25 protein-coding genes and 1 pseudogene are annotated in these 21013 nt (G+C 70.8%); 13 read left to right on the top strand and 13 right to left on the bottom strand.

Going from position 1 to position 21013, the window contains the following annotated elements:
- Genes ACFVVO_RS17775 through ACFVVO_RS17765 form a run of 3 tightly spaced genes read left to right on the top strand, consistent with a single transcriptional unit; the run spans position 1 to position 2020 of the window.
- Positions 1 to 438 (top strand): DUF190 domain-containing protein, encoded by a 438-nt coding sequence (locus ACFVVO_RS17775; protein ID WP_390055885.1) that lies wholly within the window; start codon positions 1 to 3, stop codon positions 436 to 438.
- A complete protein-coding gene (locus tag ACFVVO_RS17770; protein ID WP_390055883.1) occupies positions 435 to 806 on the top strand; it encodes a fluoride efflux transporter FluC in 372 nt (123 codons plus the stop codon). The genes ACFVVO_RS17775 and ACFVVO_RS17770 overlap by 4 nt, the downstream gene beginning before the upstream one ends.
- Positions 803 to 2020, top strand: coding sequence for an MFS transporter (locus ACFVVO_RS17765; protein WP_390055881.1), 1218 nt, complete (start codon positions 803 to 805; stop codon positions 2018 to 2020). Before ACFVVO_RS17770 ends, ACFVVO_RS17765 begins: the two co-directional genes overlap by 4 nt.
- A 17-nt stretch (positions 2021 to 2037) precedes the next feature.
- Here ACFVVO_RS17765 and ACFVVO_RS17760 read toward each other — a convergent pair whose 3' ends face one another.
- Both ACFVVO_RS17760 and ACFVVO_RS17755 read right to left on the bottom strand, forming a co-directional pair.
- Positions 2038 to 2283 carry a hypothetical protein gene (locus ACFVVO_RS17760; protein ID WP_390055880.1) on the bottom strand — a complete coding sequence of 82 codons (246 nt, stop codon included), beginning with the start codon at positions 2281 to 2283 and terminating at the stop codon, positions 2038 to 2040.
- 51 nt (positions 2284 to 2334) lie between these two features.
- Positions 2335 to 2578: pseudogene (locus ACFVVO_RS17755) on the bottom strand (phosphopyruvate hydratase); the annotation flags it as partial.
- A gap of 24 nt (positions 2579 to 2602) precedes the next feature.
- On the opposite strand from ACFVVO_RS17755, the gene ACFVVO_RS17750 reads away from it, so the two are divergent.
- Positions 2603 to 2797: an antitoxin gene (locus ACFVVO_RS17750; RefSeq protein WP_390055878.1), complete on the top strand. Its 195-nt coding sequence runs from the start codon at positions 2603 to 2605 to the stop codon at positions 2795 to 2797.
- Positions 2798 to 2930: 133 nt separating this feature from the next.
- On the opposite strand, the gene ACFVVO_RS17745 is transcribed toward ACFVVO_RS17750, so the two are convergent.
- A complete protein-coding gene (locus tag ACFVVO_RS17745; protein ID WP_390055877.1) occupies positions 2931 to 3542 on the bottom strand; it encodes a TetR/AcrR family transcriptional regulator in 612 nt (203 codons plus the stop codon).
- A 121-nt stretch (positions 3543 to 3663) separates the two neighbouring features.
- On the opposite strand from ACFVVO_RS17745, the gene ACFVVO_RS17740 reads away from it, so the two are divergent.
- Complete coding sequence (locus ACFVVO_RS17740) at positions 3664 to 4581, top strand: carbon-nitrogen hydrolase family protein (RefSeq protein WP_390055875.1); 918 nt, start codon at positions 3664 to 3666, stop codon at positions 4579 to 4581.
- Positions 4578 to 5963 carry an APC family permease gene (locus ACFVVO_RS17735; protein WP_390055874.1) on the top strand — a complete coding sequence of 462 codons (1386 nt, stop codon included), beginning with the start codon at positions 4578 to 4580 and terminating at the stop codon, positions 5961 to 5963. The genes ACFVVO_RS17740 and ACFVVO_RS17735 overlap by 4 nt, the downstream gene beginning before the upstream one ends.
- 228 nt (positions 5964 to 6191) lie before the next feature.
- On the opposite strand, the gene ACFVVO_RS17730 is transcribed toward ACFVVO_RS17735, so the two are convergent.
- The 3 genes from ACFVVO_RS17730 to ACFVVO_RS17720 all read right to left on the bottom strand — a co-directional run bounded on the left by ACFVVO_RS17730 (position 6192) and on the right by ACFVVO_RS17720 (position 11281).
- On the bottom strand, positions 6192 to 8369 hold the full coding sequence (locus ACFVVO_RS17730; RefSeq protein ID WP_390055872.1) for an FUSC family protein: 2178 nt from the start codon (positions 8367 to 8369) through the stop codon (positions 6192 to 6194).
- A gap of 316 nt (positions 8370 to 8685) precedes the next feature.
- The gene (locus tag ACFVVO_RS17725) at positions 8686 to 9861 is read right to left on the bottom strand and encodes a glutathione-independent formaldehyde dehydrogenase (protein WP_390055871.1); all 1176 of its coding nucleotides are present in this window, start codon (positions 9859 to 9861) and stop codon (positions 8686 to 8688) included.
- Between the two features lie 298 nt (positions 9862 to 10159).
- Positions 10160 to 11281 (bottom strand): hypothetical protein, encoded by a 1122-nt coding sequence (locus ACFVVO_RS17720; protein WP_390055869.1) that lies wholly within the window; start codon positions 11279 to 11281, stop codon positions 10160 to 10162.
- A 494-nt stretch (positions 11282 to 11775) separates the two neighbouring features.
- Here ACFVVO_RS17720 and uvrA point away from each other — a divergent pair, with 494 nt between their 5' ends.
- From uvrA to ACFVVO_RS17705, 3 genes are all read left to right on the top strand, one after another.
- Positions 11776 to 14244 carry an excinuclease ABC subunit UvrA gene (gene uvrA, locus ACFVVO_RS17715; protein ID WP_390055867.1) on the top strand — a complete coding sequence of 823 codons (2469 nt, stop codon included), beginning with the start codon at positions 11776 to 11778 and terminating at the stop codon, positions 14242 to 14244.
- Between the two features lie 175 nt (positions 14245 to 14419).
- Complete coding sequence (locus ACFVVO_RS17710; protein WP_390055865.1) at positions 14420 to 15082, top strand: SDR family oxidoreductase; 663 nt, start codon at positions 14420 to 14422, stop codon at positions 15080 to 15082.
- 598 nt (positions 15083 to 15680) lie between these two features.
- Complete coding sequence (locus ACFVVO_RS17705) at positions 15681 to 15845, top strand: hypothetical protein (RefSeq protein ID WP_390055863.1); 165 nt, start codon at positions 15681 to 15683, stop codon at positions 15843 to 15845.
- A 57-nt stretch (positions 15846 to 15902) separates the two neighbouring features.
- Here the strand turns inward: ACFVVO_RS17705 and ACFVVO_RS17700 are convergent, their stop codons facing one another.
- A complete protein-coding gene (locus ACFVVO_RS17700; protein WP_390055862.1) occupies positions 15903 to 16052 on the bottom strand; it encodes a hypothetical protein in 150 nt (49 codons plus the stop codon).
- Positions 16053 to 16101: 49 nt separating this feature from the next.
- Here ACFVVO_RS17700 and ACFVVO_RS17695 point away from each other — a divergent pair, with 49 nt between their 5' ends.
- Positions 16102 to 16545, top strand: coding sequence for a hypothetical protein (locus ACFVVO_RS17695; protein ID WP_390055860.1), 444 nt, complete (start codon positions 16102 to 16104; stop codon positions 16543 to 16545).
- Between the two features lie 17 nt (positions 16546 to 16562).
- Positions 16563 to 17261, top strand: coding sequence for an HAD family hydrolase (locus tag ACFVVO_RS17690; RefSeq protein ID WP_390055858.1), 699 nt, complete (start codon positions 16563 to 16565; stop codon positions 17259 to 17261).
- A gap of 62 nt (positions 17262 to 17323) precedes the next feature.
- Here the strand turns inward: ACFVVO_RS17690 and ACFVVO_RS17685 are convergent, their stop codons facing one another.
- The 3 genes from ACFVVO_RS17685 to ACFVVO_RS17675 form a co-directional block, all read right to left on the bottom strand.
- Entirely contained in the window at positions 17324 to 17890 is a 567-nt protein-coding gene (locus ACFVVO_RS17685) for a hypothetical protein (protein ID WP_390055856.1), read from the bottom strand.
- Positions 17891 to 17998: 108 nt separating this feature from the next.
- Entirely contained in the window at positions 17999 to 18328 is a 330-nt protein-coding gene (locus tag ACFVVO_RS17680; RefSeq protein ID WP_390055854.1) for an Hsp20/alpha crystallin family protein, read from the bottom strand.
- Positions 18329 to 18575: 247 nt separating this feature from the next.
- Positions 18576 to 18944: a DUF2795 domain-containing protein gene (locus ACFVVO_RS17675; RefSeq protein WP_390055852.1), complete on the bottom strand. Its 369-nt coding sequence runs from the start codon at positions 18942 to 18944 to the stop codon at positions 18576 to 18578.
- Positions 18945 to 19105: 161 nt separating this feature from the next.
- On the opposite strand from ACFVVO_RS17675, the gene ACFVVO_RS17670 reads away from it, so the two are divergent.
- Together ACFVVO_RS17670 and ACFVVO_RS17665 are read left to right on the top strand one after the other, a co-directional pair.
- On the top strand, positions 19106 to 19318 hold the full coding sequence (locus tag ACFVVO_RS17670; RefSeq protein WP_390055850.1) for a hypothetical protein: 213 nt from the start codon (positions 19106 to 19108) through the stop codon (positions 19316 to 19318).
- Positions 19272 to 19499 (top strand): DUF2267 domain-containing protein, encoded by a 228-nt coding sequence (locus tag ACFVVO_RS17665; protein ID WP_390055848.1) that lies wholly within the window; start codon positions 19272 to 19274, stop codon positions 19497 to 19499. Before ACFVVO_RS17670 ends, ACFVVO_RS17665 begins: the two co-directional genes overlap by 47 nt.
- Positions 19500 to 19694: 195 nt before the next feature.
- On the opposite strand, the gene ACFVVO_RS17660 is transcribed toward ACFVVO_RS17665, so the two are convergent.
- The 3 genes from ACFVVO_RS17660 to ACFVVO_RS17650 form a co-directional block, all read right to left on the bottom strand.
- Positions 19695 to 19964, bottom strand: a complete 270-nt coding sequence (locus ACFVVO_RS17660) for a hypothetical protein (protein WP_390055846.1) — start codon at positions 19962 to 19964, stop codon at positions 19695 to 19697.
- A 186-nt stretch (positions 19965 to 20150) separates the two neighbouring features.
- The gene (locus ACFVVO_RS17655) at positions 20151 to 20579 is read right to left on the bottom strand and encodes a DUF2267 domain-containing protein (protein ID WP_390055845.1); all 429 of its coding nucleotides are present in this window, start codon (positions 20577 to 20579) and stop codon (positions 20151 to 20153) included.
- Positions 20580 to 20651: 72 nt separating this feature from the next.
- Complete coding sequence (locus ACFVVO_RS17650; protein WP_390055843.1) at positions 20652 to 21011, bottom strand: Hsp20/alpha crystallin family protein; 360 nt, start codon at positions 21009 to 21011, stop codon at positions 20652 to 20654.
- Positions 21012 to 21013 lie beyond the last annotated feature (2 nt).

The raw sequence follows: 21013 nt of genomic DNA, 5'->3' as shown, positions 1-21013 counted from the left end.
GTGACAAGGCTGACGGGCAGCGCCCTGCGGGTGACGATCCTCATCGATGAGAACGACTGCCGGCATCACAAGCCGCCGTACGGCGAGATCGTGCACCGGGCGCACAAGGCCGGGCCGGCCGGAGCGTCGGTGTTCCGGGGTGTGGAGGGTTACGGGGCCTCCTCCCTTGTCCACACCTCGCGGCTTCTGTCGCTGAGTGGGGATCTGCCGGTGGCTGTCGTGATCGTGGACACCGAGACCCGGGTGCGGGGGTTCCTGCCGCAGCTGGACGAGCTGGACGAGCTGGACGAGCTGGACGAGCTGGACGAGCTGGACGAGCTGGACGAGCTGGACGGGGAGGGGCTGGTGATGCTCGACAAGTGCGAGGTCATCCTCCTTCGGTCCCAAATTCGCTCGACCGGAGGGACCCCCACCGTGGGCAGGGAGAAGAAGGCGTGAACTGGCTGCTCGCGATGTGCGGCGCCATGGTCGGCGCTCCCGTGCGGTATCTGACCGACCGGGCGGTGCAGAAGCGGCACGACACGGTGTTCCCGTGGGGCACGTTCACCGTGAACGTGATTGCCTGCCCGATCCTGGGCCTGCTGTCCGGGGCCGTGACGGCAGGGGCTGCTTCGTCGCAGCGGTTGCTGCTCGGTACCGGGTTGTGCGGGGCGTTGACGACGTACTCGACGTTCTCATACGAGACGCTGCGGCCGGCCGAGGGCGGGGCGAGGTTCTTCGCCGCGGCCAACGTCGTGGCCAGTGTGGTGGCGGGCCTGGGGGCGGCGTTCGTCGGGGTGTCGTTCGCGGAGACACTGTGGGCGTGAAGCACTGGGTAGCGGGGGAGCGCGGGGCGGACGGAACGGCGCGGATGGGGCCGTGGCGGTTCGTGGTCTGGTTCGGCACGGTCAGCCTCCTTGCGGACTTCGTGTACGAGGGCGCCCGCTCGATCACCGGACCCCTGCTGGCCTCGCTGGGAGCGTCCTCCCTGGCCGTCGGCGTGGTCACCGGCGCCGGTGAGGCGGCGGCGCTGGGGCTGCGGCTGGTCTCCGGGCCGCTGGCGGACCGGACCCACCGCTTCTGGGGTCTGGCGATCGGCGGATACGCCCTGACGGTCGTCTCGGTGCCGCTGCTGGGCGTGGCCGGCGTGCTGTGGGCCGCCTGCGCGCTGGTGATCGCCGAACGCGTCGGCAAGGCGGTGCGCTCACCCGCGAAGGACACCCTGCTCTCGCACGCCACCGCGGCAACGGGACGAGGACGCGGCTTCGCCGTCCATGAGGCGATGGACCAGATCGGCGCCATCGCCGGCCCGCTGCTGGTGGCGGGCGTGCTCGCGCTGACCGGCGACGACTACGGCCCCGCGCTCGGTGTGCTCGCCGGGCCCGGCATCGCCGTACTGCTGCTGCTGTTCTGGCTGCGGGCCCGCGTGCCGGACCCGGAAGCCTACGAGCGCGAGGTGACAGCCTCGGCACCGACAGCACCGGGCGCGCGGGGTGAACGTCTGCCGAGGGCCTTCTGGACGTACGCGGCCTTCACGGCGGCCACCACCATCGGGTTCGCCACCTTCGGCGTGCTCTCCTACCACCTGGTCCAGCGGCAGCTGCTGACCGCTGCCTGGGTACCGGTGCTGTACGCGGCCGCGATGGCGGTGGACGCCCTCGCGGCGCTGGCCACGGGCTGGCTCTACGACCGGTACGGCCCGCGGGTGCTCATCGCCCTGCCCGTCCTGACGGCGGGTGTGGTGGCGCTGGCGTTCTCCGACACGGTCGCGGTCGCGGTGGCCGGGTCGCTGGTGTGGGGCGCGGCCATGGGTATCCAGGAGTCCACCCTGCGTGCCACGGTCGCGGACCTGGTGCCCAGCGGGCGCCGGGCCACCGCCTATGGGCTGTTCGCCGGCGTCGTCGGCGCAGCGAGTCTGGCCGGCGGCGCGCTGACCGGTGGCCTTTACGGCTACTCGATCCCCCTGCTGATCACGGTCGTCATCGCCATCCAGGTGCTGGCTGTGGTGCTGCTGGCCGTCATCCGAGTGGATCGGCGCTGAGACACCGGCGGGGTCCGTCACCGGTGCAACCCGTGTGGCGAGGACCGATCGGCCGCTGCGATCTCCATCAGGCGGTTGTACTTGGCGACGCGTTCGCCGCGTGCTGGGGCGCCGGACTTGATCTGCCGGCAGCCCGCGCTGACAACGAGGTCGGCGATGAAGGCGTCCTCGGTCTCGCCGGAGCGATGGGAGACCATCTTGGCGTAACCGGCCTCGCGGCTGACGCGAATGGCCTGAAGGGTCTCGGCGACGGCCGTCCTCACCTCGGAACTCGCCGGCGGCCGGGTAGAGCGCGACGGCGACGCCCTCACGGCTGGGCGTGTACCCGGCGTCCCTGATCGCCTCGACAAGTGCGGTCAGGACATCCTCCGGGCGGGCGACGTCGAGGGCGAAGCCGCCCTCGTCGCCCAGTCCGGTCGGGTGGCCCTCGCGGGCGAGGCGGGCCTTGAGCCTGGCGTAGACCTCGGCACCGGCGCGTACCGCTTCCGGCAGGCTCGGCGCGCCGGATCGGCACGCTTCGAACGGGGTGCGCGGGGTACTCCCCGCCGGGTACGACACACACGTATCGCCGGGAGGAACCTCATGGGCAAGCTGGGAGACATGGCGAACAAGGCCAAGGAGATGGCGAAGGGCCACCCGGACCAGGCCGACAAGGGTGTCGACAGTGCGGAGCGGATGGTCGACGAGCGTACGGGGGACAAGTACGACGCGCAGACCGACAAGGCCGCCGACGCCGTGCACCGTTCCTACGGCGGCGGCGAAGTGACGGACCGCTGAACGCGCGGCACTCGGAACCGGGCCTCGGCGTCGATCGCCGGGGCCCGGTCGTGTTCCGGGTGCGAAGCGCCGACCCGGACGGGCCGCACCCGCGCGGGCGCGGCGCGGCGCGGGGAACGCCGGTCGCGTCCGGTCAGTCGCGTCGGCCGAAGGCCGGATTGCCCGTGACGACGCGGGCGTGGTCGAGCAGCCGGTCCTCGATGTCCTGGGCGGTCGCGTCGCCGACCAGCAGGTCCATCGCGTAGCCGTCCTCCAGCGCCACGAAGGACCGCCCCAGGGCCCAGGCGTCGCCGGCCAGCGTGAACTCGCCGCTCTCTTGCCCGAGTTCGAGCACCTGACGGTATAGCTCGGCCTGCTGGTGCGCGAAGGTGCGCTGCCGGTCCGCGGCGCCCTCGTTGCGCAGTGCCACCGGGAACAGCTCGAAGAGCAGCCGGGTGCTCTCCTCGCCCTCTCCGGGCCAGGGCACGCCGGAGCGGATGCAGGCACGCAGCCGCGACACCGGACCGTCCGCCGCCGCGATGGCCTCCTCACGGCTGACGAAGTACGTCGCGGCACTGCGCTCGAACACGGCGGCGAACAGTTCCTGGATGTCGGCGTAGTAGTAGAGCACCGACGCGGGGGTGACGCCGGCGGCCCTGGCGACGTCCCGCAGCTTGGTGGCCGTGGCCCCGAGCTCCACCACGGTCCTGGCGGTCGCGTCGATCAGCTGGGCGCGGCGTTCCGCCTGGTTCCTGGGTCGGGCCATGGTCGACATGCTCGCACACCGTCGAACGCCGTTCGTATCTCACCTGTGGCAATCCATTGACCTCCCCTCATTCATTAACTAAATTTCGTTTAACTAATCCCCGAGTCAGACCTGGTGACCCATGTCCCGTCCCCTCCCCCTAGTGCTGGCCCAGGCAGCCCAGCGCGCCGCCGACGACCTGGACGGCCTGGCCGCCGACGTGCGAAAGCGCACGGCGGGGCTCCCCGCCGCACCGCTCGTCGTATATCCCGAGCTGCATCTGGGCGGCCCCGTGGGCGGTGTCACGCTCACCCCCGCCGAGCTTCCCGAAGCCCTCGCCGAGCCCCTGGACGGCCCGCGTGACCGCGCCCTCGCGGAACTCGCCGGCGACCTCGGGGTCTGGCTCGCCCCCGGCAGCGTCTACGAGCGCGGCGCCGACGGCCGCGTCTACAACACCGCCCCCGTGTACTCCCCGCGCGGCGAACGGGTCGCGGCCTACCGGAAGATCTTCCCGTGGCGGCCCTACGAGACCGTCGTCCCCGGCGCCGAGTTCACCGTGTTCGACCTCGACGGCGTCGGCCGGGTGGGACTGTCGATCTGCTACGACGCGTGGTTCCCCGAGACCACCCGCCACCTGGCCTGGATGGGCGCCGAACTGGTGCTGAACTTCGTCCTGACCTCCGGCAGCGACCGGGCCCAGGAGACCGTGCTGGCCCGCGCCAACGCCATCGTCAACCAGGTGTTCGTCGCCAGCGTCAACTGCGCCGCGCCCGCCGGCACCGGCCGCAGCCTGCTCGTGGACCCGCAGGGCACCGTGCGCTCCGAGGCCGCGGCCGACAGCGACACCACCCTCAGCGACGTGATCGACCTGGACGAGGTCGCCAACGTCCGCCGTCTCGGCACCGCCGCGCTCAACCGGCCCTGGCAGCAGTTCCGCCCCGGCGACCAGCCCCTCGCCCTGCCGCTCTACCAGGGCCGGATCGACCCCGCCACCTGGGCCGGCGACGCCGGCGCCCCCACCGAGACCCGCCGTACCCTCGGGGAAGAGAGAAACCCGTGACAGACCAGCCCACCCGCATGCGAGGAGACCTCGGACTCCTCTCCGTGGTCGCCTTCGGCGTCGCCTACATGGCCCCCGCCGTCGTCACCTCGATCTTCGGCGTCATCGCCGCCACCAGCAAGGGCGCCGCGCCCACCGCCTACGTGATCGCCACCGGCGCCATGCTGCTGACCGGCCTCAGCTACGCCAAGATGGCCAAGGTCCACCCCAGCTCCGGCTCCGTGTACACCTACGCCCGCAAGGAGCTCGACTCCCGCGTCGGCTTCCTGGCCGGATGGGCACTGCTGCTCGACTACCTCTTCCTGCCGATGGTCGCCTGGCTGCTCCAGGCCATCTACCTGCACGCCCAGTTCCCGGCCGTGCCGGAGTGGGCCTGGCTGGTCATCAACGTGGCTCTCGCCACCGTCATCAACGTCGTCGGCCTCAAGGTCGCCGACCGGATCAACCGGGTGCTGCTGCTCGGCGTCACCGCCGTCCTCGTCGTGCTCGCGGCGCTCTGCGTCCACTACGGCCTCGGCCACGGCGGCACCACCTCGGCCGGCCACGCCTTCTGGAACCACGCCACCAGCTTCTCCGCCGTCACCGCCGCCGCGGCCGTCGCCGCCTACGCCTTCCTCGGCTTCGACGCGGTGAGCACCCTCAGCGAAGAGGTGCGCGACCCGCGGCGCACCATCCCGCGCAGCATCATCCTGACCGTCCTGACCGGCGGCGGCATCTTCATCGTGATCTCCTTCCTGATGCAGTGGGCCCACCCGGGCGGTTCCTTCCCCGACCAGGACTCCGCCGGGTACCTCCTGTCCACCACCGTCGGCGGTAAGACCTTCGCGGACGTCGCCAACATCGTCGGCATGCTCGGCGGGGTCGCCTCCTGCGTCGCCATCCAGGCCAGCACCAGCCGCCTGATGTTCGTCATGGGCCGCGACGGCGCCCTGCCCCGGCAGGTCTTCGGGCGCCTGCACAGCAAGCTGCTCACCCCGGTCGTCAACGTGCTGATCATCGGCGCCGTCGGCCTGCTGGCGATGAACCTCTCCCTCGCCGACGCCACCTCCTTCATCAACTTCGGCGCGTTCCTCGGCTTCACGCTCGTCAACGTCTGCGTGATCGCCTATGCCGTGCGGCAGTGGCGCTCCGGCACCCGCCACTCGCCCGTGCGGTACCTCCTCCTGCCCGCCGTCGGCGCCGCGGTCGACGTCTACCTGATCACCCAGCTCGGCGGCACCGCCGTCAGGCTCGGCCTCGGCTGGCTGGTCATCGGCATCGTCTGGCTCGCGGTGATCACCAAGGGCTTCCGCCGCCCCGCCCCCGAGATGAGCCTCGGCACCGACGAGGCTTCCGGCCCCACGGAGCCGGAAGCCTCCGGCCCCCTCGTCCCGACGGCATGAACCACCCCCGAGGCTCCCGGCTGCCGACGGCACCCGGGAGCCTCGGGCGTACTGCGGGGATGCGCACGGGCACCCGGCGGTGCCCCCGAGCGGCCGGGGCGCGTCGCACTGAGGCGTATGCCAGCCGGTGCGGTTCACGATTCGGCGGCGGGCGCCGAGAGCACCGCCCGGACCGCCTTGCCGCTGGGCGGGTAGGGGACGGCATGGCGCTCTCCGTGGCCGACTTCGTCACCCACCCCGGTGCGCGGTGCCTGATCCGTCACCGTCCGCCGCCTCGGTGGCCCGCACCCGTTGCTCCTCGCGAGCAGAGCCGACGTCCCGTTCCAGGGGGGTGCGGCTCACGGCTGTCGCGAGGTCCTCCAAGGCCCGTTTTTGCAGTTCCGCCTCGTGCCGCACGACCGGGCTCCCGTTGCGGGCGGCGGCGTCCTCCCACGCCTGGAGCGCCTCCTCCACGCGTCCCCAGTCCGGATTCCTGTGCTCGCGCACGGCGACTGCTGCCTTTGCGGTGTCCGTCTCCAGGGCCTCGGCGAATCGCTCCGCCTCGGGGACGAAACGGCTGTCGGCCCGCGGAACGTGGCTCTCCATGAGCATCGCTGCCCGGCCGAACCCCTTGAGCGCCTCCTGCGCCTCCTGCGCCTCGCGCGACGTCAGGCCCCTGGGGCGGACCGGTTCCTGTCTTGCCCGGTCGTATGCCTCCTGCCAGGCGGCACGCGCCTCCCTGCTCTCCAGCAGTGCCCTGCGCATGTCGGCGTGATGCTCCCGGGTCGGTTCGGCGTAGTTGCGGAGCACCGCGGCCGCGTAGCGGCCGTTGGCGGCGAGCCAGTCCGCAAGCCGACTCGGCAGTCGGGGTGTCTCCCATGCGGGGAACACCACGTACGCCAGCATTGCCAGGGCCCCGCCGAGCAGGGTGAGCACCACCCGCTCCGGGACTGTCTGCTCCCATGCCTGGCCGCCCATGCCGAGCAGGAAGACGACGTACGCGGCGGTGAAGCACTGGGAGTAGGCGTAACCGGTCCGGTTCAGCGTGTACGACAGGCCAGCTGAGACCACCGCCAGCGCGCCGAACACGTGGGCGTCCGGGCCCAGCGCCCGCACCATCCCGGTGGCGAGCGCGACCCCCGCCAGGGTCCCGGCGAGACGGGCCACCGCACGCGCGTACGTCCGGTGGAAGTCCGGCCGCATCACCATCACCGAGGCGATGGGCGCCCAGTAGCCGTGGCCCAGGGGGAGCCGGGCGGCGATCAGATAGCCGAGCGTGGCCACCGCCGCCAGGCGGACGGCGTGCCGGAACACGGGCGAGTCCCGGCGGAGCTCACGGCGGACCGCCCGGACGACGACCGGGACCAGCCGGAGCATTGTCGGGCGCATCAGGAACTCGGCGCCGGCGGGGCCGGGCGGCATGGGCGTCCTCCCGCGCGCGCAGCCGCTCCCGGCGATCTCCAACGCCTCGCCGAGCAGTTCCACGAGCCGCTCGGCGGCTTGCCGCGCGGGGCCCTCCAGCACCTCGTGCTCCTCGTCGACGCGCAGGACGTCCATGCTCCCGGGCCGCACCTCGGCGGGAGTGCCGCGGCGGATCGAACGGGCGGCCGCATCCAGGACGTCGGCGGCCGCGTCGAGCAACTCCCGCGCGCGGTCCCGCCCGGGTCCCTCCGCCGGGGCGCCGACGTCCGGGTCGGCGAGCGCGGCGACGACCGGCCGAATGCGCTCGGCGAGTCCCCGGGGGCCGTGCAGGACGGGGGGACGGGTGCGGGCCTGTGACGGCGTCACGGCGGCCGCGTCCCGGGCCGTCATCAACGGCTCCGGGTCGAACGGGGCGGTCGGGTCGTGCCGCAACCGGCGGGCGTAGTCCGCCACGGCGGCCAGGGCGTCGGCAAGCGCGTCACGATGCGCCCCCCAACGCCGGATCGGGAACAGCAAGATCAGCACGGCCTGCGTCACGCCCCCAAGAGCGATGACCCCGGCGTGCTCCAGGGCTCGCCCGACACTCGTGGGCAGCGTGATGGTCACCAGCATGCTGCCCACGGTCGTCGCCGCGACGATCCCAGCGGTCGATCCGACGGCCCACGCCATTCCCGCGGCAAAGGCCCATACGGCCAGCAGCGGGAGGAACGTCACGAGTCGCCCCGCCGCCAGGTAGCCCACGAAGGTGCTGAGCGCCAGACCCGCGCCCGCGCCGAGCGCGACCACCTTGCGTGGACGCCAGCTGCGCTGAAAAGTGGCCCCACCCGCGGAGTAGGCACCGAGGGCGGCGGACGCGGCATACGCAGGGGAGATCAGCCACAGCGTCGGCCCGATGACGATCGCCACCCCAGCGGCCGTGCGCAGCGCGAGCAGGGGCTCCAGCCGCGTCTCCTCGATCGTGAGCCCGGATCGCACGACCTCACCGAAGGCCCGCAGCCACGTCACGGGTGTGCGCCTGGCCGGAACGCCCTGCCGGGTCGCGTCGGCCTGGTTGAGGTGCGGCAGCCGTCGGGCAAGGAAGCCTCCCACACGGCCCGCGAACTGGCTGGCGGCAGCAGCCGCTGGACGGGGTGCTGCCACTGCGGACACTGCTGAGCGTCCGCCGTCCGTCCTTCGGGACGGAGCGCGGGCAATCGCTGTTTGTTCAGGTCCGACCGGAGCGCGGGCCATCGCCCCCAGCCCCGTCCGGCGGACGGGCAGATCGCCACCCGTCCCCCGGACCGGTCCGGGGGAAACAGGCGGGACGGCGGCCTCGAGTCTCTTACCGCTTGTGGCCGTTCCCGTGTCCGTTCGGATGCAGGACCACCTTGGTCCAGCCCTCGTCACGGGCGTCGAAGTGCTCGTAGGCGGTGGGGGCCTCGTCCAGGCTGAGCTCGTGGGAGACGACGAAACTCGGCTTCGCCTTCCCGCCGGCGATCAGATCCCGCAGCGCCCGGTTGTACTTCTTCACCGGCGCCTGCCCGGTCCCCATGCGCTGGCCCTTGAACCACATCATGCCGAAGTCGATCGGGACCTTGCCCTGAGCTTCCAGCTCGCCCTGGGCCTCCGCGCCGCCGGGGTCCTGGGGCAGGAACACGCCCACCACGCCGATGTCGCCGGTGAACCTGACCGAGTCGATCAGGCCGTTGAGCGTGAGGCTGGCGTCCTCGTGTCCCTCCGGGTCGTGGGCCTGGTAGCCGACGCATTCGCAGCCGTTGTCGGCGCCCAGACCGAGGGTGGCCTCCTTGACGACCTCCGCCGGGTTCTGTTCGGCGGTGTTGATCGGGATGGCCCCGATCTCCTCCGCCTTGCGCAGCCGGTCGGGCTGGTGGTCGGCCGTCCAGACGCGGCCGGCGCCCTTGAGGAGGGCGGAGTAGGTCGCCATCAGCCCGACGGGACCGGCCCCGAAGACGATGGTCTGGTCGCCCGGTTTGACGTGGGCCATCTCGGTGGCGTGATAGCCGGTGGGGAAGATGTCGGCGAGCATCACGTAGTCGGTCTGCCGCTCGGCGGCGTCCTCGCCCAGACGCAGCGCGTTGAAGTCGCCGTAGGGCACGCGCAGCAGCTCCGCCTGGCCGCCCTGGTAGGGGCCCATGTCGGCGAATCCGTAGGCAGCTCCCGCGAGGGCCGGTTCCGGCTGCATGGTCAGGCAGTAGTTGGTCAGACCCTGCTCGCACTGCTTGCAGAAGCCGCAGGCGATGTTGAAGGGCAGAACCACATACTCACCGACCTGCACCTTGCGGACGGCCGAGCCGACCTCCACCACCTGGCCCATGTTCTCGTGTCCCAGGGTGCGGCCGGACTCGAACGAGGTGCGGCCCTCGTACATGTGCAGGTCCGAACCGCAGATGTTGGTGGTGGTGATCTTGACGATGATGTCGCAGGGGTGTTCGATCTTCGCGTCCGGTACGTCCTTCACTGTGACCGTTCGCGGTCCTTCGTATACCGCTGCTTTCATGGTGACTTCCCTTGATGTCGCGGCATGGCGGTGATGGAGAGGGCGCAAAGAGCCTGACTCTCGGAAGTGCTGCGACGGGGTCCGTGGCTCCGGCACGCCTCTGCGGGCCGTTCACCTGGATCAGGTGGAACGGTCGTTTTGCCGCCGGCCCCGCCAGACGGAGCTTCGGCGCTCCGGCGGCGTTGCATCCGGGTCCCCGTCGGACCCGAGGCGAAACAACCACGCACCGACCGATCAGCGGAATCTCCGGACCCGGACGACCACCAACCGACGGCACATCTCCGGCTGAGGTCACCCGCTAGTCACCGTGGTCGTCCTGCAGCACGCTGCGACGCTCCTGTTCGCGCTTGGAGTAGGCGGCTGCCCGGATCGCCTGGTCGCTCTCCAAGCCTGATCCCAGCGCGCCGCCCACCGTGGCGACCGAAGCGACGAACCAAGACAGCGTCCAGTACTCCGTGGCGTGCAGCGGGGTTCGTGTCGTGGAAGCGAACACCCGGTCATTGAGGATGAACAGCGCCCACACCAGGTTGATGACCACCAAACCCACGTAGCAGACGATCACCCCGATACCCACGGTCACGACCGTCGAGGCGTTGTAGAGAGCCGCCCTCTTCCTCGCCTCCGGCGAATCCTCATCCGTTCGATGCCACAGGTTCGCGTCCACGATCAGCCATCCGATCATGAGAGCGACAGACCCGACCGTAGCGATCACTAGGCGTGGCGTGCTCAGGGAGGTGGCCAGGTTCCAGATGGTGGAGTTCACGGTGGCGACTGCTCCCGTGGCGAGTGCGGCCGCCAGGGCTTTCGACAAGCCCGGCACCAAGCGCCACGGCCGGTTGGCGCGGACCATACCGAGGAGCACCCTCAAGTAACCGCGCGGCCCACTGACGACGTACCGCAGATCGGCGATCTCCTCCTCACCGACCTGGCCCGGATGGATGGGCGCGAGACGACCGGTGAAGGGCCCCCGCAGCGGCTGACTCCCCGGAGGCCCCTCAGGCCCAGTGGCCTGCGGGCCCGCCAAGCTGAGCACGGCTTCTTCCACGGCCTGCCGGGCCCTCGTCTGCAGCCGGAAGCCCCCCAGCGTGGGAAGGGACAGCAGCGCCAAGCCGTGTTCGTGACTCAGATCCACTACGAGCTTGCGCCCATGCGAGTGCAGCGGAAGGTCGGTGAGGGCCACGACGATGTCCCAGTTCCCCTCACTTCCGCGGTCCATGATCCGGTGCATCAAGGTGGGCGGGTCCTCGGCCCCTGCGGTGAAGGGCTCACTGACCACCTCGACGTCGAACCGTCGTCCCTGGCCCGACCTGTCGGCGAGCCGATCAGGAAGCATCCGGGCCATGCGCTGCGCGATCTCCGTCGGCGCATCCGGATCCGCCAGAAGAGCCACGACCGTAACGTCCTTTGACGACACCCGCATGACTCCTTCTCGTCGGCTGCCCCCGCGATCGCACGTGGCCACAGGATGCCCCCGAGGTAACGCCGACGCCGCGTGACACGCTGACCCCTGCCAGCAGGTGCAGGCGGTACGGTCAGATCTCCTCGTGCTCCCCCGTGCAGGACCTGCCCCACCACCGGGCCACACGGTTGCGTGCGCCACCACGAACACCAGCTCCGCGCCACCCCGGGCGGCACCGCACGCCGCGCCACCGGACACCCCGCTTCGGTGTCCTGCCTGGAAGTGCGCAGGCAGGGGGCAGGCGAAGGCCCCGACTGGTTCGGGGGATCCCAGCCAGGGCCGATCGAGAGAGGGCGCGAAGGGCGGTCGCCTCGCGGCGGGGGCTCCATAAGGCTTCAGTCGAACCATCGTCCGCATGTGCAGAGGGTGAGGCCCGGGGACATAGTTCCTCGGGAGCGGGGCCCGGTGACGGCGCCTGTCGCGCGGTTCGCGGCGCGATCAGGTAATCAGGAACGGTGGACAAGGACGCGACCGACCCCTTCGTGCATGTCCGGGGCGCCGGTGAGAACAACCTGCGGAACATCGATGTCGACGTTCCGCGGGACGCGATGGTCGCCTTCACCGGCGTCTCCGGTTCGGGCAAGTCCTCGCTCGCGTTCGGCACGCTCTACGCGGAGGCCCAGCGGCGCTACTTCGAGTCCGTAGCACCGTACGCCCGAAGGCTGTTGCAACAGGTCGGCGCACCGCACGTGCAGGAAATCACCGGACTGCCACCGGCCGTGGCCCTGCAGCAGCGACGCGGGTCGCCCAGCTCGCGCTCGACGGTCGGCACCATCACCACGCTGTCCAATCTGTTGCGCATGCTGTACTCCCGCGCCGGCACCTATCCGCCCGGGGCCGCACGGCTGGAAGCCGAGTCGTTCTCCCCCAACACCGCGGCCGGCGCCTGCCCGGAGTGCCACGGACTGGGCGTCGTGCACGACGTCGCCGAGGACCTGCTCGTCCCGGACCCCTCGCTGAGCATCCGCGAGGGGGCGATCGCCGCCTGGCCGGGCGCCTGGCAGGGCGCCAACCTGCGCAGTGTCGTGAGCGGCCTGGGGATCGACATCGACCGGCCGTGGCGCAGGCTCAGGAAAAAGGACCGGGACTGGCTGCTGTACACGGACGAACAGCCCTCCGTGTACATCGAGCCGGAGGAGGACCGCGTCGACTACGGCTACCAGGGCAAGTTCTGGAGCGCCCGCAAGCACGTCATGCACGTCCTCGCCGACTCCAAGAGCGAGAAGATGCGCGAACGGGCGCTCCGGTTCGTCAGGAGTGTGCCCTGCCCCGCCTGTCACGGCAGCGGACTGCGGCCCGAGGCGCTCGCCGTGACCTTCGCCGGACGTTCCATCGCCGAGATCAACGCGATGCCGCTCACCGAGGTCGTGGCGCTGCTGCGGCCCGTCGCGGGGCGGTCCGAGGCCGACGCCACCACGTCGACCGCCCGGTCCGGGGAGACGACCGAGGTCGCGGTCCGGATCTGCGGCGATCTGGTCGCGCGGGTCGACGTACTGCTCGACCTGGGCCTCGGATATCTCAGCCTAGGGCGCCGCTCGACGACCCTGTCGCCGGGCGAGGCGCAGCGCCTGCGGATCGCCACCCAGCTGCGCTCGGGGCTGTTCGGCGTCGTCTACGTCCTCGACGAACCCTCCGCGGGCCTGCACCCGGCTGACGCGGAACCGCTGCTGGACGTGCTGGACCGCCTCAAGGCGGCGGGCAACTCGCTGTTCGTCGTGGAGCACGACATGGACGTCGTACGGCGGGCGGACTGGGTGGTCGACATCGGCCCCGGTGCGGGCGAGGGCGGCGGACGTGTGCTGTACAGCGGCCCGGTCGCCGGTCTTGAGCGGGTCGGGGAGTCGGCCACGAGCCAGTACCTGTTCGGGCGCGCCCAGCCGCTCGATCACCGCCCGCGCACACCGCACGGCTGGCTGCATTTGAGCGGCGTCTCCCGCCACAATCTGCACGACGTTTCCGTCGACGTACCGCTCTGCGTACTGACTGCGGTGACGGGCGTGTCCGGTTCCGGAAAGTCGACGCTGGTGACGCAGGTGCTCGCCGAGGTCGTCCGCGGCCACCTCGGAGTCGTACCCGAGGAACCCGACGAGGCGCAGCTGGAGGTCGACGTCCAGGACGCGTCGGGGGTCGAGTCGTTCGACCGGCTGGTCCGGGTCGACCAACGGCCCATCGGCCGAACTCCCCGGTCCAACCTGGCCACGTACACCGGGATGTTCGACGCGGTGCGCAAGCTGTACGCGGCGACGGACGAAGCCAGGGCGCGCGGCTACTCGGCCGGGCGGTTCTCCTTCAACGTGCCCGAAGGGCGGTGCGAGACCTGCCAGGGCGAAGGATTCGTCGCGGTGGAACTGCTGTTCCTGCCCGGCACCTACGCGCCGTGCCCGACCTGCGAAGGCGCCCGGTACAACGCCGAAACGTTGGAAGTCACCTACCGCGGCAAGAACATCGCGGAAGTACTGGCGCTGTCCGTCGACGCCGCCGCCAAGTTCCTGTCCGCCGTCCCGGCCGCCTCCCGCAGTCTGGAGACGTTGCGCGAGGTGGGACTGGGGTACCTGAGGCTGGGCCAGCCCGCGACGGAACTCAGCGGTGGTGAGGCGCAACGCATCAAACTGGCCACCGAACTGCAGCGAGCCCGCCGCGGGCACGCGCTCTACCTGCTCGACGAGCCGACGGCGGGGCTGCACCCCTCGGACATCGCGCTGCTGCTGCGACAGCTGCACCGGCTCGTCGACGCCGGCAACACGGTCGTCCTCGTCGAGCACGACCTGGACACGATCGCCACCGCCGACTGGGTCATCGACCTCGGGCCGGGCGGCGGCGACGCGGGCGGGCGGGTGGTCGCGGCGGGCCCGCCGGCCAAGGTGGCGGGGGCCCGCCGCAGCGCCACCGCGCCCTATCTCGCGGCCCGGCTCGCGCGCTCCTGACGACAGAATCGCGATCGCGAATCCCCGAACACCTGCGGCGCGACCCGGTGGCCGGGTGGTCTCGCGCACCAGCGCGGTGCGCGAGTACGCCGACCTTACGGCAACCGCGGGACCCGACCTGCCGCGGCAGTCCAGCAGCCCGGCGTGAGCGGTCGCGTGTGGCAAGAATGACCCCATGCACATTGTGATCGCGGGTGGACACGGAAAGATCGCGCGCCGGCTGACTCGGCTGCTCTCGGCGCGCGGCGACGACGTCACAGGGCTGATCCGCAACCCAGACCACGCCGACGACCTGCGCGCGGACGGCGCGGAACCGGTGGTGTGCGATCTGGAGCACGCCTCGGTGGACGAGGTGGCCGGCCACCTTGGCGGCGCCGACGCGGCACTGTTCGCCGCGGGCGCCGGACCGGGCAGCGGCGCGGCCCGCAAGCAGACGGTGGACCGGAACGCGGCCGTCCTCCTCGCCGACGCGGCCGAGCGCACCGGGATGCGCCGCTTCCTGGTGATCTCCGCGATGGGCGTGGACAGCCCGCCGCCGCCCGGCACCGACCCGGTGTTTGCCGCCTACCTGAAGGCCAAGGGCGAGGCGGACGCCGACATCGCCTCCCGTCCGGGACTGGACTGGACGATTCTGCGCCCGGGGATGCTGACCGACGACCCCGGTAGCGGCCGCGTCACGCTCGCCGAGCACACCGACCACGGCCAGGTGCCGCGCGATGACGTGGCTGCGGTGCTCGCCGCCCTGCTCCACGAGCCCAGGACCGCCGGGCGCATCCTCGAGCTGATCAGCGGGTCCACCCCGGTCGAGGAGGCGGTGCGCGCCGCGGCCGGCGGCTGACGCCGCCCTCCGCCCTCGCCCGGGTGCGGGTAATGACTCACACCCGGGCGCTTTGAAAGGCGCTGCGAGCGAGGCCGACACGGTGTTCCGCAAGCTGAGGGACATCGCCGCGCCGAGCGGTACACCCTTCGAGCACCAGTCGATCGGCCGATGGATGGCTCGGTGTCCTCCCCGCCCTCCTCCACCACCCTGGCAGCCGCAGTCGCGCGGGTGTGGAAAGGGCGATGGGGACGGCTCCGGCCACCGCAGCGGCCACGCCGCCGACCACAACACGCGCTTTGCCAGCGCGCCCGAGGCCGTTTATCTTCGGCTGCAGGCCGTTCACCGTCGGTTCTGGTGGTAACCCGCTTGCGAGGTCGTGGGCTCACCGGTTCACCCTGGTTTTCGCAGTTGATGCATTCGCATTCTCCCTGTGTGAGGGACCAGCGCCGGACAGCGTCGGTGCCGACGACCTGGCGACGGCCGATGGTGCGGGCGCTGTCCTGCCGCGGATCGCCTCTCTGGACGACGCTGGATTGCCGTTCGCACGGTGAGGCCGCAGACGTTCCACCACGGATTGAGAGGGGAGGATGGACGTGAGCGACGAAGGAGGCCCGTCATGAAATCCGGAGCCCCTGATTACGACGCCTGGTACTCGCGCACACCCTCGCAGGCCGAGGGCGAGCGGGACGAGACGGGCGAGCGTACCGCAATCGAACAGCACCCGGACGTCCCCCGGAGCGAGCCGTCCCAGGCGGAGGGCGAGCGGGGTGACGACGCCTAGCGCCACTGGACGACCCGTTGCCGGGGGCCGGGTGAGGGTGCACTTTTTCCGGCGCTGTCACCGGTTCCCGGCCCGCCTGCCGTCCAGCAGTCCGTGCAGGTGCGCGGCGGCGTTCTCGATGTCCGCGTATTTCTGCTGTCCGGCGCGTACCTCGGCAGAGAGCAACCTTCGCCGGTCGTCCCGCGCTTCGGCGAACTGCGGACCCATAGGGACGAGCAGATCCGGGCGGCGAAGCGGGGCCGAGGTGTTCTTCGGGGTGCGCGCCGAGCAGCAGTCGTTCGAGAACATCGCCCGGTCACTGACCGCCGAGGAGACCGAGTCCGACGGGCAGCACCCGGGCGCCGCCGTAGCCCGCGACGAGCGCGCCGCGCACCGCAGGGAGCACGAGCGGGCCGGTGCCCGCCGGTACCGGCCAGGTCCCGGCGGTCCGCCGTACGCCCCGGGGATGGCCGGCACCGGTGGTCCGACCAGCCGCACCGCCGTCATGGCCGACCGGTCGCACAACGAGGAGATCGACGAGGTGGCGGCGGCACTCGAACGGTACGGGCCGCTCGGCCGGCAGGCGCTTGAACAGGCCGTCATGGGGCGCGCCTGGGGCCCTGGCCGCTTCCGCACCGCCCTGAAGGACACGGTCGAGGAGTCCCGGGCGCAGCGGCTGTCCTCCGGTGCCTGTACCCCGCCGGCCCGGGCCGGCCGCTGACGGGAGGGATGTGGAAGATGTCCGACGGTACGACCACCAGGCCCGCGGCGTTCGTCTTCGACCTGGACGGGACACTCGTCGACAGCGTCTACCAGCACGTCATCGCCTGGCAGCAGGCGTTGAGCGAGATGGGCATCGGCCTGGCGATCTGGCGGATCCACCGGAGGATCGGGATGAGCGGTGGCCTGCTCGTGCAGGCCATGATGCGCGAGACGGGCGTACGGCTGACGCCGAAGGAGGCCGATGAACTGCAGAACGCCCATCACCGCCACTTCGAAGGCTGGACGAACGCCATCCGGCCGCTGCCCGGAGCCGCCGAGCTTCTTCGGACGCTGACGGACTGCGGCGTCCCCTGGACGATCGCCACCAGCGCCCGCCGGGACGACGCCGCACCCATGTTCGCCAGACTCGCCGTGCCGCCTGACGTGCCGACGGTCACCCGCGAGGAAGTCAGCCGCGCCAAACCCGACCCCGATCTGTTCCTGGCGGGCGCGGCGCGGCTCGGAATCCCCGCCCGCGACTGTGTCGTCGTCGGAGACAGCGTGTGGGATCTGCTGGCTGCGCGGCGGGCGGAGGCACTCGGAGTGGGGCTGCTGTCCGGAGGATACGGGCAGGACGAACTGGAGCGGGCCCAGGCGTTCCGGGTGTACGCCGACCCCCTCGACCTGCTGGGGCACATCGACGAACTCGGCGTCCGGGACGCGCACGGCGCCTGAGCGCGACGTACCCGTCCCCGGGCGGTCCGGCACCCGGGGACGGATGAGGATGGCGGCACTGCTCAGGAGGCCGGTGCGGTTCCGCCGCCGGCCTCGCTGGTCTTGACGCGGACCACCACGTCTGCCGCCTCTTCCAGGCTGTGGTCCAGGTTGTTGAGGAACCGCTCGTCGTCGGTGCGGATGCCCCGGAGCATGTCGGCGTCGAGGCTGTCGCCGATCTCATCGGCGAAACGCTCTGCCGCGCGGGCGGCCGCCGCCGCCTTGGCCGCGACGGCGAACTCCTCCTCGATGTCCTTCAGGAGGCGTTGCGGAGTGTGACCATCGTGCCCGGTCCGCACGGCTGCCGGCAGCCCCGACGTCAGCCGCCACAGCACGCGGCTGGTGCTCACGGCCTGACCGCCCAGGGTGATGAAGGCCTCGGACAACGGTCCTCGGGCGGTCAGCTGCTCCAGGCGGCGATTGAGCTCGTGGATGTGGTCATCGACCTCCTGGATGTGGTCCTCCAGGGTCTGCCGGTGGTCCCTCGCGGGTTCGGCGGCCAGATCCGCCCGCAACTGGCCGGCGACCGCCTCCTCGGCATCGCGGACGTCGCGCAGCAGCGGGATGACCGCTTCAACGGTGACTGCCATCAGAACTCCTCACAGGGCGATGGATAAAGGCGGCCGGAGGGCTAGCTTGGGTGCCGCGGAGGCAGCGGGCGAACGCTCGCCGCCCCTCCCGGCCTGGGGGACCGGAGGTCAGTCCCCCTTCTTGATCTCCACATGCCGGGCCTTCGCCGACTGGGCCTTGGGCACGGTCACCGAGAGCACGCCGTCGGACAGCGCGGCGTTCACGTTCTCGGCCGGCACGTCACCGGGCAGCACCACCCGGAACTCGAAGCGTCCGGTGCGCCGGGTCCGGTGCCGCATGACGTCCTTGCGCTCGCGCTCCTTGATCTCCCCGGAGATCGCCAGTTCCCGGTCGTTGATCTCTACGCCGATGTCCTCGCTCCCGACGCCGGGCAGGTCGAGTTCGATCACATACGCGTCGTCCGTCTCGGGGATGTCGGCCTGCGGGATCCAGGGCATCCCTGCCGGCGTGGCGCCCGCCCCCACGGTCGACTCCAGCAGCCCTCCCATCCGGTTGAACAGCTCGTCAAACTCGGCGAGAGGGTTGGGCGTCCACGCGGTGACCCCCGGGCTCCGCCAGGGCGCCGACTCGCTGTCGGCGTGCGGGTAGCGTCCTCAGAACTCACCTCCACGAGTTACATCTCCGGCATTTTGGATATATCGGTGTACCCGGCGGGAGGTTGCTCACACACCTCCGGCCGGGAAGTCAGCGGCGGCGAATGCGTTCGATTCGCTGTCCAGGGGCGTTCCGGTGTCTGCAGGCCGTGCGAGGCGGATCAGAACTGGTCGAGTTCGTCGTGGACCGACGGCTTGGGGACGTCACGCAGGGGTGCTGCGATTGGCCGGGGCGGCCGCCGCGCCAGGCCTGCTCTGCGCGCTGCGCCGCGCTCAGGTCCAGGTCGGATGCCGGGTCGACGCGCGCCGACCTGGCCACCTCATCCCGGTTGCCGTACTCGTCGGGGGGAATGGCGCGAAGCGCCTTGACCACTTCGTCGGGCGCTGCGGCATTCTCGGCGGCCTGGACCAGTTCCTCTTTGCCCGCGGGGAAGTCGACGTCCTGCAGCGTCTCCAGCACGTCCCGTACGCTTGTGGAAGACGTATCTCCTCCTCAGTCTTTGTCCCGGGGTACTTCGTACTCGTGCCCTACCTGTGGCATTCCCGGCAAAACCGGCTGCTGGCGATGTCGAAGCATTCCGGGGAATCCTGTGCCCGACGCCCGAATCCAGGGGAGAACACATGCCCGGCCATATCGAACGTGCCGCCCTGCGCGCCGCGGCTCAGAACGCCGAGCAGGTCCTGGCGAACGCCGCCGAGCAGGCCGAGCGGCAATACCCGCAGGACCCGCACGCCCAGTGCGTCGCCGAGGTCGGGATGCTCGCCGGTGCGTTGAGGGCCCTGCTGGATGCGGTGTGTCCCTTTACCGAGGAAGGTGAAGAGGGCGGACAGTGACCGGCGCTTTCGGCACCGGCCCGCGAGGTTCGTCCGGCGAGTGAGTGAGCGTGCGGGCGCCGATGAGGCCGTGGCGCGCAGGGGCGTTGCGGCGGTTTTCATGACTCTGGGAGAGGCCGTCCCCGACACGGAGTTCCTGGATGTGATGTCGCAACTGCCGAACGAGTTCCAGAACATCTAGCGTCGGACATCTCGGCGCCCGAATACGGCTGCGCGCATGCCATGAGAATCGCTCGCAAGCGCTTGTTCGACATCCACCTGGCCGGTGGGAGGCTGAAAGAAGCGGTTGCGCGGCATGTGCGCTGTCCGGTGCCGCATTCGAGGGGCCGGCCGACGTGGCTGGCCTTGGTCCGTGGCCGGCTTTTGGTCATGCCTGTCAGGTGCTATGACGCGAATTCCATCGAATCCCGGCCAGTGCCTCGCCGACCGGGGAGCTCATCCGGCACCAGCCGCTCAAATGTCCCCACACCCGCAGACTACCGAACACCGCCTCGCGCACCACGGCGGTATCGAACGCCGCCTTGCCCAGCAGCCCGAGTTCACCCGGGAACCGTTCCTCGGGCCCGCCGTGGTCCTGGAGGATCTCGACGGCCGCGCCAAGGATCGCTAGGAACTCTTGGAACGGCTGGCCCTCGCGGTACAGCACTTCGCCCTCGGTGGTCCTGCGGCGCTCACCGTGCCCGGTCAGGTCCTGGAGCTGCTCCGGCGTCAGACGTGGGGAAAGCCCCGCACCGGTCCGGTGTCTTGTGGATCGCACCATGCCTGTGCTCGGCCGTGCTCATCAGACCAGGGCCTCGTGGACGGGGTCGGCGGTTCGGGTGCCGCCGAACGGCTACGGCAATACGGAGACCAACGAGTTCGGCAGACCGGATTTGAGGTGGTCCCACTCGCCTTCGCTGACGTGGCGTTCCAGAGCCTCCAGCACGGTGCGCACGACTCGTTCGATGCCGCCGCCGACCGCGTAGGGAAAGTCGTCCCGGACGCGCTGGAGGAATTCCTCGCCGCTCAGCTTCACTGGTGTCTCGGACGGCTTCCATCCGTCGTAGTAGACGCCGCGGATCAGGGTCGGAAGCTGCGCCCCGAAGTGCGCGGCCCCGTCGACGGAGAGCCGGTCCCGTAGCCCGTGCAGGACGGCGCGCAGTGCGGCGTACGACTGCTTCCGGCGTTCCTTGGGCCAGCCGTTGGCCTCCTCGATTTCCCTGAGGAGCCGGTTGGCCTTGTCCACCATGGTGTCGAAAGAGGAGAAACCCGTTTCGGTCATCTCATGGCTCCTTTCGTTCCCGGAGCGCCCGACGGTTCTGGACCCTTGTCAAGCACCGCCGGGCTCCTCGGCTCAATGACCGCCGCTCTCGTTGATCTCGGTGATCCGGATGTGACGGGGCTTGGTGACCTCCGCCTTGGGGACGGTGACCGTGAGCACACCGGCCGACATATCCGCTGTGACCTTCTCGGCGTCCACCTCTCCGGGCAGTCTCAGCCGGTACTCGAAGGTACCGGTCCGGCGGGTGCCGTGGCACAGGACGCCCTTGCGCTCCTTTTCCTTGAACTCTCCGGTGACCACCAGGTCCTGTCCGTTGGCCTCGACGTCGATGTCCTTGCTCTTGACACCAGGGAGTTGGATCTCGACCTCGAAGGCGTCGTCGGTCTCTGTGACGTCCGGGAGTGGGGGTCCACGCGGCTGCGGACGCGGCACCG

It is taken from the genome of Streptomyces sp. NPDC058145 (assembly GCF_042884245.1).
Lineage (GTDB): Bacteria > Actinomycetota > Actinomycetes > Streptomycetales > Streptomycetaceae > Streptomyces.
Note: the sequence above shows the minus strand (reverse complement) of the source record. Positions and strands in the feature narration are given on the sequence as shown.

Coding starts and splice junctions, on each gene's coding strand:
- ACFVVO_RS17710 (WP_390055865.1), top strand. CDS start 14,420: ATGCACATTGTGATCGCGGGTGGACACGGAAAGATCGCGCGCCGGCTG.
- ACFVVO_RS17705 (WP_390055863.1), top strand. CDS start 15,681: ATGAAATCCGGAGCCCCTGATTACGACGCCTGGTACTCGCGCACACCC.
- ACFVVO_RS17750 (WP_390055878.1), top strand. CDS start 2,603: ATGGGCAAGCTGGGAGACATGGCGAACAAGGCCAAGGAGATGGCGAAG.
- ACFVVO_RS17655 (WP_390055845.1), bottom strand. CDS start 20,579: ATGACCGAAACGGGTTTCTCCTCTTTCGACACCATGGTGGACAAGGCC.
- ACFVVO_RS17690 (WP_390055858.1), top strand. CDS start 16,563: ATGTCCGACGGTACGACCACCAGGCCCGCGGCGTTCGTCTTCGACCTG.
- ACFVVO_RS17670 (WP_390055850.1), top strand. CDS start 19,106: ATGCCCGGCCATATCGAACGTGCCGCCCTGCGCGCCGCGGCTCAGAAC.
- ACFVVO_RS17665 (WP_390055848.1), top strand. CDS start 19,272: ATGCGGTGTGTCCCTTTACCGAGGAAGGTGAAGAGGGCGGACAGTGAC.
- ACFVVO_RS17740 (WP_390055875.1), top strand. CDS start 3,664: ATGTCCCGTCCCCTCCCCCTAGTGCTGGCCCAGGCAGCCCAGCGCGCC.
- ACFVVO_RS17685 (WP_390055856.1), bottom strand. CDS start 17,890: ATGGCAGTCACCGTTGAAGCGGTCATCCCGCTGCTGCGCGACGTCCGC.
- ACFVVO_RS17700 (WP_390055862.1), bottom strand. CDS start 16,052: ATGGGTCCGCAGTTCGCCGAAGCGCGGGACGACCGGCGAAGGTTGCTC.
- ACFVVO_RS17680 (WP_390055854.1), bottom strand. CDS start 18,328: ATGCCCTGGATCCCGCAGGCCGACATCCCCGAGACGGACGACGCGTAT.
- ACFVVO_RS17745 (WP_390055877.1), bottom strand. CDS start 3,542: ATGGCCCGACCCAGGAACCAGGCGGAACGCCGCGCCCAGCTGATCGAC.
- ACFVVO_RS17720 (WP_390055869.1), bottom strand. CDS start 11,281: ATGCGGGTGTCGTCAAAGGACGTTACGGTCGTGGCTCTTCTGGCGGAT.
- ACFVVO_RS17725 (WP_390055871.1), bottom strand. CDS start 9,861: ATGAAAGCAGCGGTATACGAAGGACCGCGAACGGTCACAGTGAAGGAC.